The 12,772-nt window shown below is 67.6% G+C and carries 11 protein-coding genes; 7 read left to right on the forward strand and 4 right to left on the reverse strand.

Translation table 11 applies throughout. The features are described from left to right. Window positions 1-3 precede the first annotated feature (3 nt). The 4 genes from xdhB (at window position 4) to KVP10_RS05410 (ending at window position 6,109) form a co-directional block, all read left to right on the forward strand. Entirely contained in the window at window positions 4-2,349 is a 2,346-nt protein-coding gene (xdhB, locus tag KVP10_RS05395; protein WP_217963475.1) for a xanthine dehydrogenase molybdopterin binding subunit, read from the forward strand. Continuing rightward, entirely contained in the window at window positions 2,349-3,392 is a 1,044-nt protein-coding gene (gene xdhC / locus KVP10_RS05400; protein ID WP_217963798.1) for a xanthine dehydrogenase accessory protein XdhC, read from the forward strand. Before xdhB ends, xdhC begins: the two co-directional genes overlap by 1 nt. Window positions 3,393-3,513: 121 nt before the next feature. Further along, the gene (guaD, locus tag KVP10_RS05405; protein WP_246600342.1) at window positions 3,514-4,938 is read left to right on the forward strand and encodes a guanine deaminase; all 1,425 of its coding nucleotides are present in this window, start codon (window positions 3,514-3,516) and stop codon (window positions 4,936-4,938) included. A gap of 247 nt (window positions 4,939-5,185) precedes the next feature. Beyond that, window positions 5,186-6,109, forward strand: a complete 924-nt coding sequence (locus KVP10_RS05410; protein WP_217963800.1) for a LysR family transcriptional regulator — start codon at window positions 5,186-5,188, stop codon at window positions 6,107-6,109. A 194-nt stretch (window positions 6,110-6,303) separates the two neighbouring features. Here KVP10_RS05410 and alc read toward each other — a convergent pair whose 3' ends face one another. The 3 genes from alc to KVP10_RS05425 all read right to left on the reverse strand — a co-directional run bounded on the left by alc (window position 6,304) and on the right by KVP10_RS05425 (window position 9,328). Continuing rightward, the gene (gene alc, locus KVP10_RS05415) at window positions 6,304-7,347 is read right to left on the reverse strand and encodes an allantoicase (RefSeq protein WP_217963477.1); all 1,044 of its coding nucleotides are present in this window, start codon (window positions 7,345-7,347) and stop codon (window positions 6,304-6,306) included. A 145-nt stretch (window positions 7,348-7,492) separates the two neighbouring features. Further along, window positions 7,493-8,446 (reverse strand): allantoinase PuuE, encoded by a 954-nt coding sequence (puuE, locus tag KVP10_RS05420; protein ID WP_217963479.1) that lies wholly within the window; start codon window positions 8,444-8,446, stop codon window positions 7,493-7,495. 123 nt (window positions 8,447-8,569) lie between these two features. Next, the gene (locus KVP10_RS05425; protein ID WP_217963482.1) at window positions 8,570-9,328 is read right to left on the reverse strand and encodes a GntR family transcriptional regulator; all 759 of its coding nucleotides are present in this window, start codon (window positions 9,326-9,328) and stop codon (window positions 8,570-8,572) included. Window positions 9,329-9,508: 180 nt separating this feature from the next. Here KVP10_RS05425 and uraH point away from each other — a divergent pair, with 180 nt between their 5' ends. The 3 genes from uraH (at window position 9,509) to KVP10_RS05440 (ending at window position 11,776) form a co-directional block, all read left to right on the forward strand. Then, window positions 9,509-9,862: a hydroxyisourate hydrolase gene (gene uraH, locus KVP10_RS05430; protein ID WP_217963484.1), complete on the forward strand. Its 354-nt coding sequence runs from the start codon at window positions 9,509-9,511 to the stop codon at window positions 9,860-9,862. A 188-nt stretch (window positions 9,863-10,050) separates the two neighbouring features. Beyond that, on the forward strand, window positions 10,051-11,406 hold the full coding sequence (locus KVP10_RS05435; RefSeq protein WP_217963485.1) for a urate hydroxylase PuuD: 1,356 nt from the start codon (window positions 10,051-10,053) through the stop codon (window positions 11,404-11,406). A gap of 82 nt (window positions 11,407-11,488) precedes the next feature. Further along, window positions 11,489-11,776 (forward strand): 4a-hydroxytetrahydrobiopterin dehydratase, encoded by a 288-nt coding sequence (locus KVP10_RS05440; RefSeq protein ID WP_217963487.1) that lies wholly within the window; start codon window positions 11,489-11,491, stop codon window positions 11,774-11,776. 13 nt (window positions 11,777-11,789) lie between these two features. On the opposite strand, the gene KVP10_RS05445 is transcribed toward KVP10_RS05440, so the two are convergent. Beyond that, on the reverse strand, window positions 11,790-12,731 hold the full coding sequence (locus KVP10_RS05445; protein WP_217963489.1) for an AEC family transporter: 942 nt from the start codon (window positions 12,729-12,731) through the stop codon (window positions 11,790-11,792). Window positions 12,732-12,772 lie beyond the last annotated feature (41 nt).

Raw genomic sequence — 12,772 nt, forward strand, 5'->3', positions numbered from 1 at the left:
ACGATGAACAGACAGGTCGAAGCCTTCATGGCCCCGCCGGCGGCCGCCTCCGCCGGCCAGGCGGCGGGCAAGCCGCTGCCGCACGAATCGGCTGCGCTGCACGTCAGCGGCGAAGCCACTTATACCGACGACATCACGGAACTGCAGGGCACTCTGCATTGCGCGCTGGGCATGTCGCAGAAGGCCCATGCCAGGGTCCTGGAAATGAACCTGGACGCCGTGCGCGCGGCGCCCGGCGTGGTCGCGGTGCTGACCGCGGCCGACATACCGGGCGAGAACAACTGCGGCCCGGTGCTGCACGACGATCCCCTGCTGGTCGACGGGCTGGTGCAGTACATAGGCCAGCCGCTGTTCGCGGTGGTGGCCGACAGCCACGACGCCGCGCGCCGCGCCGCGCGGCTGGCGCAGGTGCAATACGAAGAGCTGCCGGCGATACTCACCCCGCAAGAAGCCAAGGCGCGGAACGCCGCGCTGCTGCCGCCCATGCGCATGCGCCGCGGCGATGCGGACGCCGCCTTGCAGCGGGCGCCGCATCGCCTCGCCGGCACCTTCGAATGCAACGGCCAGGAACAGTTCTACCTGGAAGGGCAGATTTCCTATGCCGTGCCCAAAGAGGCCGACGGCGTGCATGTCTGGTGCTCGACCCAGCATCCCAGCGAGATGCAGGCGCTAGTAGCGCATGCCCTGGGCTGGCACTCGCACCAAGTGCTGGTGGAATGCCGCCGCATGGGCGGAGGCTTCGGCGGCAAGGAGTCGCAATCGGCGCTGCCGGCCTGCGTGGCCGCGCTGTGCGCCACGCGGCTGCGGCGCCCGGTCAAGCTGCGCCTGGACCGCGACGACGACTTCATGATCACCGGCAAGCGCCACGGCTTCTATTACGAATACGACCTGGGCTTCGACGACGAAGGGCGCATCGTCGGCGTGCGCCTGGACATGACCCTGCGTTGCGGTTTCTCGGCGGACTTGTCCGAGGCCGTGGCCACGCGCGCCGTGTGCCACTTCGACAACGCCTATTTCGTGCCGGACATCGACGTCAGCGCCATGTGCGGCAAGACCAACACCCAGTCCAACACCGCGTTCCGCGGCTTCGGCGGCCCTCAGGGCGCGCTGATGATGGAAGTCTTGATGGACATGATCGCCCGCCAGCTGGGGCGCGACCCGCTGGATGTGCGGCGCGCGAACTTCTACGGCGTCGGCGAGCGCAACATCACGCCCTACGGCCAGATGGTGGTGGACAATGTGCTGCATCCCTTGCTGGCCGAGCTCGAGGCGAGCAGCGACTATCGCGAGCGGCGCGAGGCAGTGCGCGCCTACAACCGCGCAAGCCCGGTGCTGCGCAAGGGTCTGGCTTTGACGCCGGTGAAATTCGGCATTTCCTTCAATGTGCCGGCCTTCAACCAGGCCGGCGCGCTGGTGCACGTCTATCGCGACGGCTCGGTGCTGGTCAACCATGGCGGCACCGAGATGGGCCAGGGCCTGAACACCAAGGTGGCGCAGATGGTTGCCGCCGAGCTGGGGCTGGACTTGCATCAAGTGCGCGCCACCGCCACCGACACCAGCAAGATCGCCAACACCTCGGCCACCGCGGCCTCGACGGGTTCCGACCTGAACGGCAAGGCGGGCCAGGACGCGGCGCGCAGGATACGCCGGCGCCTGGCGAAGTTCGCGGCCGAGCGCTGGGGCGGCACGCCCGACGCGGTGGTGTTCGCCGACGGCATGGTCCGCGCCGGCGATGTGTCCAAGCCCTTTGCCGAAGTCGTGGACGCCGCCTACTGGTCGCAGGTGCAGCTCTGGTCCGAAGGCTTCTACGCCACGCCGGGCATACGCTGGGACAAGGCCACCATGTCCGGCAAGCCCTTTTATTACTACGCCTACGGTGCGGCCGTTTCCGAAGTCGTGGTCGACACCTTGACCGGCGAATGGAAGCTGCTGCGCGCCGACCTGCTGCACGACGTGGGCCAGTCCATCAATCCGGCCATAGACCTGGGCCAGATCGAGGGCGGCTTCGTGCAGGGCATGGGCTGGCTCACCACCGAAGAACTGTGCTGGAACGAGCAGGGCCGCCTGACCACGCACGCGCCTTCCACCTACAAGATCCCGGCCGTCAGCGACTGCCCGGCGGACTTCCGCGTCAAGCTGTTCCGCAACCTCAACGTCAAGGACACCGTGCATCGTTCCAAGGCGGTGGGCGAGCCGCCGCTGCTGCTGGGCTTCAGCGTCTACAACGCCATCCGCGACGCGGTGGCCAGTGTCGGCGGCTATCGCAGCGAGCCCCGGCTGAATGCGCCTGCCACCCCCGAGGCCATACTGGCCGCGGTTACGCAGTTGCGCACACAGGCGCAGGCATGATGCACGACTGGATCGCACAGGCCTACCGCCTGCTGGAATCAGGCGAGCCCACCGTGCTGGTGACCGTGGCGTGCGCCGAGGGCTCTACGCCGCGCGAGGCGGGCGCACGCCTGCTCGTCACCGCCGAGGGGCTGTGGCAGACCATAGGCGGCGGCCACCTGGAATGGCGTGCTACCGGCATCGCGCGGCAGATGCTGTTGCGCCGCGACGGCCCGCAGGCCGCGCGCCTCGAGCGCCTGCCGCTGGGGCCCGCGCTCGGCCAATGCTGCGGCGGCGCCGCCACCCTGGCCTTCGAGCCCCTGGGCCGCGGCGACCTCGCCTGGCTGCGCGAACTCGACGCGCAACTGCGCGCCGGCCGGGCGTGCCGGCGGGAAGCCTATTTCGCTGCGCCGGCTGCAACGCCCGAACATGCTGCGCCGCGCGTCATGGTCGAAGCGGAATCCGCCGACGCAGACCCACACGACGCGTGCGAACTGGTGCGCGCGCAAGACGGCAGCGCCCGCATGGCCGAAACCCTGGCGCCGGTCGATTTTCACATCGTGCTGTGCGGTGCGGGCCATGTGGCCCAGGCGTTGGTCAGGCTGCTCGGCACGCTGCCGTGCACGGTGCACTGGATCGACGAGCGCGACACCCTGTTTCCCGCGCAGGTGCCGGCCAATGTCGAGATCGAGGCCTCCGACACGCCCGAGGCCGCCATTGCCGAGGCGCCGGCGGGCAGCTATTTCCTGGTGATGACCCACAGTCATGCGCTGGACCAGCATCTGTGCCAGCATATCTTCCGTCGCGACGACTACGCGTATTTCGGCCTGATAGGCTCGCGCACCAAGCATCGCCAGTTCGAGCGCCGCCTGCGCGAGCGCGGCGTGACGGCCGAGCGCTACGCGAGCATGACCTGCCCCATAGGCGTGGAAGGCGTCACGGGCAAGGTGCCCGAGGTGATCGCGGTGGCCGTCGCCGCCCAGTTGCTGCAAGTGCGCGAACGTTGCGAGCAAGAGAAAATTGCCGCCCGCGACCATGCCCTTGCCCTGGCGCTTCATGCCTGATCGCGCAGGGGGCGGGGTTTTGCGCCCTTGCAGTCTCCGTGGATCGGGCAAGCAAGGCAACAGGGCCTGCGGCATATATGCATGTGCACCAACCCGCCGTTTGAACAAGGAAAATTGATCGATGGATTCGAAGCAACGAGCCGGGCAGCCGGCATCGCCCGGCGGCCCTTGCGCCTATCGTGCGCGCATGCTGTATTTCAAGGGCGCGCCCCGTGTGGAGGCGTCGGGCGCCGCTGTGCCGAGCGCCGCTACGTTGCGCATCACGGCCTCGGGCGCTGCGGCGCCCGGCCGCGCAGGCGGGGACGATGCCGTGGTGTACCTGGACGACGGCCTGATGATCGTCGACCAGGGCCGTATCCTGCGCATCGGCGATTACGCGACCCTGGCTCCCACGCTGGATGCGGGCGTGAGCCTCGTGGACTGGCGCGGCAGGCTGATCGTGCCGGGCTTCATCGATACGCACATCCATTATCCGCAGACGGACATGATCGCCTCGCCCGCGCCGGGTCTGCTGCCTTGGCTGGAGACCTACACCTTTCCCACCGAGGCGCGCTTCGAGGACCCCGCATATGCCGCCGAGGTCGCCCGCTTTTTCCTGGACGAACTGCAGCGCTGCGGCACCACCACGGCGCTGGTGTACTGCACAGTACATCCGGGTTCGGCCGAGGCCTTCTTTGCCGAGAGCCACGCGCGCAACCTGCGCATGGTGGCCGGCAAGGTCATGATGGACCGCAACTGCCCCGAATTCCTGCGCGATACCGCCGAATCCGGGGCTCGCGACAGCGAGGAACTGCTGCGCCGCTGGCATGGCACAGGACGCCAGATGTATGCGCTGACGCCGCGCTTCGCGCCCACGTCCAGCGCCGCGCAGCTCGGCGCCTGCGGCGAACTGGCGCAAGCCTACCAGGACGTATTCATACAGAGCCACGTCGCCGAGAACCAGGACGAAGTGCGCTGGGCGCACGAACTGTTTCCGGGGCGCCGCAGCTATCTCGACATCTACGACCATTACGGCCTGCTGCGTCCGCGCTCGGTCTACGGGCATTGCATCTGGCTGGACGAGGCCGATCGCCTGCGCATGCGCGACGCCGGTGCGCTGGCCGCGCATTGCCCGACTTCCAACCAGTTCCTGGGCAGCGGCCTGTTCGACTACGCCGCGGCGCGCACCGCCGGCATGCCCACCGCTCTGGCCACCGACGTGGGCGGCGGTTCGTCGTTTTCCATGCTGCAGACCATGAACGAGGCGCACAAGGTGGCGCGGCTCTCCGGCCATCATCTGAGCGCGCTCGAGATGTTCTATCTGGCGACCGCGGGGGCGGCCCAGGCCCTGGGCCTGCAGGACAGCATAGGCACGTTGGCCGAGGGCGCCGAGGCCGACTTCATCGTGCTCGACCCGCGCGCCACCGAGCTGCTGGCGCGGCGCACCGCCAGGGCCGATACGCTGGAAGAACTGCTGTTCGCTTTCGCCATGCTGGGCGACGACCGTGCCGTTGCCGCCACGTATTCCGCGGGGCGCATGCTGCACCGCCGCGCCGACAATTGCTGAGCGCGCCGGCTGCGGCTTTCCCGGATCTGCTTTCTCGCGCGCGCGGGATGGCGTGCGCGTGCCGGCCTGACGCGTCGGGCGTGGCCGCGCACGCGCCCGGGCGCCGGGCCGTGCAAGGCTGCCAGCCCGCATGCTCCGAAAGGGATACACAGACCTGGATATCCTCTTTATGATACGCATAGCGGATCCGCAGCCCGGGGCGCCGCGTGTTGCAAAGAGAACCACGCCCGGGCTCTACGGAGGCGCGATGTCGGCCCGGCGCAGCGACGAATTGCTCGATACTTACCTGCTGAAGGTGTTCAGCCTGCTGGTCAGCGAGCGCAGCGTTTCGCGCGTCGCGCTCAAGCTCAACCAGTCGCAGCCGGCCGTAAGCGTGGCGCTCAAGCGCCTGCGCGAAATCTTCGGCGATCCGCTGCTGGTGCGCGAGAAGGGCGGCATGGTGCCCACCGAGAAAGCGCTGTCGCTGCTGCCGCATGCGCGCGGCGCCCTGGCCGAGGTCGAGCAGATGCTGGTGCAGCCCGAAGCCTTCGACCCGCAATCCAGCCGGCACGATTTCCGCATCGGCTCGCCCGACTATCTCGCGCCGCTGTTCATGGGCAGCGTGTCCGCAAGGCTGCGCCGGCAGGCGCCGCACGCGCGCCTGAGCATGCATGCGCTGGGCCCCGACTTCGATTTCGAGCGTTCGCTGGCCGAGGGCGAGCTGGACGTGGTGATCGGCAACTGGCCCGAACCCCCCGATCGCATGCATCTGTCGGTGCTGCTGGAAGACGAAATTGTTTGCCTGGTGGCCGCCGACCATCCCTTGGCCGCCCGCGGCCTGAGCCTGGACGATTACCGGCGCGCGGTGCACGTGGTGCCCATGCCGTATTCGGTCAGCCAGCGCGGCGTGATCGACGGCGTGCTGGCCGCCAACCGCATAGAGCGCGACGAGCGCGTGGTGGTGCAGTCGTTCAATCTCGCACCCTATCTGCTGCCGGGCACCGATCTGGTGTTCACCACGTCGCGGCATTTCGCCGCCTTCTACGCGCGCCTGCTGCCCTTGGCCATCCTGCCGGCTCCGCTCAGCTTTCCGCCTATGCGCTTCTATCAGTTGTGGCATCCGCGCAGCCACCACGCGCCCGCGCAGCGCTGGCTGCGCGGCCTGCTGGGCGATTGCGGCCGCCGGCTTTAGTTTTACAGGCCCTGGCCGGCCTTGCCCTGGGGCCGCGGTATCTACGCGCCGCGAGCCAGCGGGGCCGGCTCATGCCGGACGCCGGATCTCGGAGCCGCGCTTTGTGTTGCCCGGCGCGGGCCTCATACGCATCCGCCATCAAAAATATAAGAATTCATACAAGGGATTCTTATCTCTTTGAAAGCCGATTGGCATCACTTCGCCAACCGCCCCCAGATGCGTACGCGGCTGATGCCGCCGTCGGGATACATATTGACCCGCACATGGCTGACCGGGCCTATGTCGCGCACGGCCTCGCTTTCGTAGAAATGCTGGCGGTCCATTTCCATCTTTTGTTCGCCCAGCAGCTCGGGCCAGAACATGGCTTGCGTGACGAGCGACTCGTCGGTGCAGGCCTCGACTCGTGCCGCCTGTACCGACACGCGGTCGGGGTAATTGCCCTTGAAGTGCGCGGTGTCGATCTCGATCTTTTCCACCAGCGCGGCGTGGCCCAGTTCGATGATGCACCAGTCATAGCCCGGCTCGCGGCGGCGCCGCGTTTCCCAGCCGTCTCCCATGTTCACGCCGCGTCCGGGCATGATCAATCGGAACGGCACGCCGAAGTGCGCGTCGTTGTAGGCCACGATGCGCCCGCCGTTGGCCAGCGCCGAGACCTCGTGCAGCGCCTGCGGGTCGCGCGCCGCCCAGTCGCAGGCCGGCTGCCCATAGACGCGCAGGCGCGCCACGCCGCCGTCGGGATAGATGTCCAGCCGCAGGTGCGTCCAGACCCGGTCGTCATCGGCGATTTCCACGTAGTGGTGCGCATTGCCCTGCAGCGGGCGCGGCGCCACGATTTCCGTCCAGGCCGTGGCTTCGTCCGGGTCGCCGTCGCAGCGGCACGCATGCACCGACGCGGCCGGCGGGAAGTTGCCGGTGAAGTGGCTGGTGTCTATGTCCAGCCCGCGTATGGCGCCCGGCAGCCCCAGGCGCACGATGGCCTGGTCATGGCCGCCGTTGCGCCGGCGCCGCGTTTCCCAGCCGTCCATCCACTTGCCGTGCTCGTCGAACTTGCCGACGATGAACACCGGCTCGGACGGCTGCAGCATGCGCTGCGCGCTGGCGAAGAATTCATCGGTGCACGTCAGCACCTTGGCGCCGAAGTCGGCGCTGGCCAGGTTGGCGTGTCGGGTGGCGTAGGGCGGCGGCTCGCTGGGCGGCGCGTTGACGATGGTGCCGTCGGGCAGGGCGGGCTTGGACATGATGGTCTTGTCTCCGGAATGAGTGGCAGGTTGATGTTCAATGGCGGGGCGTGCCGGGGGTTTGCTATCGGAACGGCGGCGGCGTCGGATGTAGCGCCGTGTGCCCGGTTCCGCTTGCAAGCCCGTATATGGATGTCCGCCGGTTTCAGGCGTGGGCGCCGGCAAGAGGCGTGCGCGCCTGCCAGGGGTGGCGCTCGGCCCAGTGGCGGGCGATGGCGGCGCGCGTGGCGATCCAGACGCCGTCGCGGGCCTGCACATAGTCGAGGAAGCGCTGCAGGGCCCTGAAGCGGCCCGGCCTCCCCACCAGCCTGCAGTGCAGGCCCACGGACATCATGCGCGGCGCCTGCGCGCCTTCTTCGTAGAGCACGTCGAAAGCGTCCCGCAGGTATTGGTAGAACTGTTCGCCGCTATTGAAGCCTTGCGGCGAGGCGAAGCGCATGTCGTTGGTGTCCAGCGTATACGGCACCATCAATTGCGGCTTGCTGCTGCCGTCGCTCAGTTGCACTTCGGTCCAGAAGGGCAGGTCGTCGCCGTAATAATCCGCGTCGTACAGGAAGCCGCCTTCCTCGGCCACCAGGCGCAAGGTATTCGGACTGTCGCGCCCGGTGTACCAGCCATCGGGGTGGCGGCCTATCAGTTGCGTGACGATTTCCACGCAGCGGCGCATGTGCTCGCGTTCCAGCTCTTCGGCCACCGACTGGTAGTGGATCCAGCGATAGCCGTGGCAGGCGATCTCGTGGCCGAGCTCGACGAAGGCGCGCGCCGCCTCGGGGTTGCGCTGCAGCGCCATGCCGATGGCGAACACCGTCAGCGGCAGGCCGCGGCGCTCGAATTCGCGCAACACCCGCCAGACGCCGGCGCGCGAGCCGTATTCGTAGATGGATTCCATGGACATGTGCCGCGCCGGATAGGATTCGGCGCCGATGATCTCGGACAGGAATTGTTCCGAGCCTGCATCGCCATGCAGCACGCAGTTCTCGCCGCCCTCTTCGAAGTTCAGCACGAATTGCAGGGCGATGCGGGCCTTGCCGGGCCAGTCGGCCTGGGGCGGGTTGCGGCCGTATCCGGCCAGGTCGCGCGGGTAGTGTGGTTCCGGCATTTGCTGAGTCTCCGATCTGGTGAGGCCGCGGGCCGGCCCGTCATGCCGTGTCGGCGCGGGCGGGTCCGGCGGCCTGTTCTGGTATAGGCTGCGGGTTCGTGTCTGGGGGCGGCTATGCGGCCTTCAGCGCTTGACGCTGAAAGCCAGCCACGGGTCGGCCGCCGGGGCTTTGTCGGGTTCGCCCATGCGCTCTTCGCAGTCATGCAAGTGGTGCTGCATGGCCGACTTGGCGCCGGCGGCGTCGCCCTGCGCCAGCTTGTCGAGTATGTCCTGGTGCTCGAAATACGAGCAGGCGCTCTGGCCCGGCGTGTCGTAGTAGGCGATGATCAGCGAGCTGCGGGCGCACAGGCTGTGCAGGATGTCGGTCAGCACGTCGTTGTCGAGCAGTTGCGCCAGCTCTACATGGAAGGCGTTGGACAGGCGGATCCAGCTTATGCGGTCGCCGCATTCGAACGCCTGGCGCTCGCGGCCCACCATGGCGTACAGCGGTTCCAGGCGCTGCGCCAGGTCGGGCAGCGCCAGCAGCATGTCGACGACGGTGCATTCCAGCGCGCGGCGCATGGCGAACACATCGCGCGTTTCCTTGGCTTGCGGCTGCCACACAAAGGCACCGCGGTTCGGCTCGATCAGCACGATCTTGTCGTGCGCAAGCTGCGCCAGGGCCGCGCGCACCGTGGCGCGCGTGCAGTCGAAGACCGAGCACAGCGTCGCCTCGGTCAGCTTGGCGCCGGGCAGCAGGCGGCGGTCCATCACGGCATCGAAAATGTCGTCGTAGACGCGGTCGACCTCGGTCCTGGCGCCGGCGTGCGGGTGGCGCAGCGACGAGGCCCGCGGCGCCTGCAGGTCCGCCGGCGCATCCTGTGAGGCATTCAGACTGAGCATGGGAAAAACCTTTGATGAAGTATTGACAATTATTGGCGATGGGCACAAAATCGTCAACAGAAATTGTAAACAATAATTGGTGATCGGATGGAAAGGCCTGGAATTCCGGCTTTTTCCCGCTCACGCGCCCCCGGCTGCGGCGGCCGCCGCAACCGGGCGCATACCGACAGGAGGAGCCCGATGGGCAAGCTTTCCACCCATGTCCTGGACACCATGCACGGCGTGCCCGCGCAAGGCGTGCATATCGACCTCTACCTGGTGCAGGACGGCCAGCGCCAGTTGCTGGGCCACGCCACGACCAATCACGATGGCCGCTGCGACCAGCCGCTGCTGCACGGCCCGGCCTTTGTCAGCGGCGTCTACGAGCTGGTCTTCCATGCCGGCGACTATTTCGCCGGCCGCGGAGTCCAGGTTCCCGAACCGCGTTTCGTGGATGAGGTCGCCCTGCGATTCGGCGTGGCCGACGCAGCCCAGAGCTATCACGTGCCGCTGCTGGTAACCCCCTGGACCTGGTCCACGTACCGCGGTAGCTGACACGCGCCGCCATGGCGGCGCATCCTCGCCGGGCGAAGCAAGGCTTGCATCGCCCGGCCCATTCCGAAGCCCGCCAGTGCGGCCCCTCTTTTCAGTGCGAACTTCCCAGACACGGCACTGATCCGGCAGATAGTCCCGTCGAGCCGTCCCATCGAACCGGACGCCGGCGCAACCAGAGCACCTTCACTATGCAAGCTTACGTACTCGAATTCGGCAATCTCCTGCTGCGCTGGCTGCACGTCGTCGCCGCCATCGCCTGGATAGGCGAATCCATCTACTTCGTCATGCTGGACAACAGCCTGCACCCGCCGCGCGGCGAGCAGAGCCGCCAGCGCGGCGTGTTCGGCGAAATGTGGGCCGTGCACGGCGGCGGCTTCTACCATAACCAGAAGTACCTCACCAATCCGGCCGAGCTGCCCGACGACCTGCACTGGTCGTTCTGGAAGTCCTACGCTACCTGGCTCTCGGGCTTCGCCCTGTTCGCGCTGCTGTATCTCAGCAACCCGCAGCTCTACCTGGTCAATCCCGCCAGCCCCTGGCATTGGGCGGCTTCCATGAGCGGGCTCCAGGCCGGCGTCCTGGCGGTCGCCTTCCTGGTCGTGGGCTACATCGTCTATTCCCAGCTATGCCGCCGCATCAGCCCCAATATGGATCACGACGGCTGGCTCAGCGCCGCCGTGGGCGTGATGATGGTCGTGGTTTCGTACCTGGCCACCCACATCTTCGCGGGCCGGGCCTCGTTCCTGCTGACCGGCGCGCTGATGGCCACCTGCATGTCGGCCAATGTGTTTTTCTGGATCATTCCCGGCCAGCACCGCATGGTCGATGCCCTGAAGGCCGGCCGCAAGCCCGATCCGCTGGACGGCAAGCGCGGCAAGCAGCGCTCGGTGCACAACACGTATTTCACGCTGCCAGTTGTGTTCCTGATGCTGAGCAACCACTACTCGTTCGCCTTCAGCAGCGAGTACGCATGGATCATCATGAGCCTGTTCATCTTCGCTGGCGCGGTGATTCGCCAGTACTTCGTGCTGCGCCACGTCGGCAAGAACCAGCTCGGCTATCCCGCCGCCGGCATTGTCATGCTGCTGATCATCGCCTGGCTGGCCGCGCCTGCGCCGGCGCCCGCGGTGGCTGCGGCTCCGGCCGCGGCTTCGACAGTGGCCCAGGTCAATGCGGCTGCCGCTGCGAGCGCGGCGTCCGGCGGGCCGGCCATGGCATCTTCCGCGGCCGCCGCCTCCGCCGGCGCTGCCCCGGCCGCTACTGCGGCAGGCGCCGCAGCCGGCGCCGCCTCGGGGGCCGCGGACGAGCTGCAACAGGTGCGCGCCATCATAGGCATGCGCTGCATCGAATGCCATTCCGCCAAGCCCAGCCAAGCGGGCTTTGCGTCCGCGCCCGCGGGCATCATGTTCGACACGCCCGCGGAAATCCGCGCCCGCGGCGCCCAGATCAAGCAGGTCGTGGCCAGCCGCTACATGCCGCTGGGCAACCTGACCAAGATGACCGACGCCGAGCGCGCCGCCATCGCGGCCTGGAGCGGCCAGTAGAGCCGGCCGGCGGCGCAAGTACAATGGTTTGCAGCATCTGCAGTCCTGATGCCGTGTTGTGCAACGGAATAGGAGCGCACCGATGAAATCGCAACCCCAACTGGTGGGCGCGCCCGCCGCCCTGTTGTTGCTGGACGGATGGTCGGCCGTGCCCGCGCGCGACGCCATCCAGAAGACCTACGTCTTCAAGAACTTCAGCGAGGCCTTCGGCTTCATGGCCCGAGTTGCCCTGCAGGCCGAAAAAATGGACCATCACCCGGAATGGTCCAATGTCTACAACCGCGTCAGCGTCGTGCTCGCCACGCACGACGCCAAGGGCGTGACCCAGCTCGACGTATCCCTGGCCGCCTACATGGACCAGCTCGTGTGATCTGCAGTGGTTTTTAGTGGCCCGGCCTGAACACCGCCACCAGCGCCGAGACCGACGCCACGGACAGCACCGTCGAAATCAGGATCGCCCGCGAAGTCACCGCGGCTTCGCGGTCGTACAGCTTGGCCAGCATGAACGGCCCCGTGCCTATGGGCAGTGCGCTCAGCAGCACTGCCGCCTGCGCCCACATGGGCGGCATGTCGAACACCCAGTACGCCAGCGCTGCCGTCACCGCCGGCTGCAGCAGCATCTTCAGGCCCACGATGCGCCACACCGCGCCCTGGCGCCCGGCGGCGGGCGCCGACTGCGCCAGGAACAGCCCTATCGTCACCAGCGCGCAGGGGCTCGCCGAGTCCGAGAGCAATCCCACGAACTGTTCCACCGGGCCGGGCAGCCGCCAGTGCATCAGCGGGAACACCAGTCCGGCCAGCGGCGAGGCCACCAGCGGATTGCGCAACACCGACAGCAGCACTTTGCGCAGGGTGCGCGCCAGGCTGCGCGTGCCTTGCAGGTCGATCTCGATCAGCACGATAGAAAATGCGAACAGCACGCAAGCGGTCAGCAGCGCAGTGATGATCGCCGCCGGCAGGCTGTCGCGGCCGAACACCGCCAGGCACAGCGGAATCCCCATGAAGCCTGCGTTCGGATACGAGGCCGCCAGCCCTTCGATGCTCGCGTCCGCCAGGCGCCCGCGGCGTTGCCGGTCCATCGCGTACGAGGCGGCGAACACCACGGCAATGCCCAATGTGAAGGCCCAGGCGAAGCCCGGATGGTCGAGCTGGTCCCAGGTGATGTGCGCCATCGCCTGGAACAGCAACGCCGGCAGCGCCAGCCACACCACGTACTTGTTCAGGCTGTCCACCGCGCCCGGCCCGAACAAGCGCTTGCGGGCGCACACATAGCCCGCCGCAATCAGCCCGAACAGCGGCAGCACCGCAGTCAATACCAGATCCAATCCATTTCCTCGCGTCTCGCGCCGCCATGCACGCCGGCCGA

Origin of the sequence: Candidimonas humi, assembly GCF_019166065.1 — a bacterium.
GTDB lineage: Bacteria > Pseudomonadota > Gammaproteobacteria > Burkholderiales > Burkholderiaceae_B > Candidimonas > Candidimonas humi.

Coding starts and splice junctions, on each gene's coding strand:
- KVP10_RS05440 (WP_217963487.1), top strand. CDS start 11,489: ATGAAATCGCAACCCCAACTGGTGGGCGCGCCCGCCGCCCTGTTGTTG.
- uraH (WP_217963484.1), top strand. CDS start 9,509: ATGGGCAAGCTTTCCACCCATGTCCTGGACACCATGCACGGCGTGCCC.
- xdhB (WP_217963475.1), top strand. CDS start 4: ATGAACAGACAGGTCGAAGCCTTCATGGCCCCGCCGGCGGCCGCCTCC.
- alc (WP_217963477.1), bottom strand. CDS start 7,347: ATGTCCAAGCCCGCCCTGCCCGACGGCACCATCGTCAACGCGCCGCCC.
- KVP10_RS05435 (WP_217963485.1), top strand. CDS start 10,051: ATGCAAGCTTACGTACTCGAATTCGGCAATCTCCTGCTGCGCTGGCTG.
- xdhC (WP_217963798.1), top strand. CDS start 2,349: ATGCACGACTGGATCGCACAGGCCTACCGCCTGCTGGAATCAGGCGAG.
- puuE (WP_217963479.1), bottom strand. CDS start 8,446: ATGCCGGAACCACACTACCCGCGCGACCTGGCCGGATACGGCCGCAAC.
- KVP10_RS05410 (WP_217963800.1), top strand. CDS start 5,186: ATGTCGGCCCGGCGCAGCGACGAATTGCTCGATACTTACCTGCTGAAG.
- KVP10_RS05425 (WP_217963482.1), bottom strand. CDS start 9,328: ATGCTCAGTCTGAATGCCTCACAGGATGCGCCGGCGGACCTGCAGGCG.
- guaD (WP_246600342.1), top strand. CDS start 3,514: ATGGATTCGAAGCAACGAGCCGGGCAGCCGGCATCGCCCGGCGGCCCT.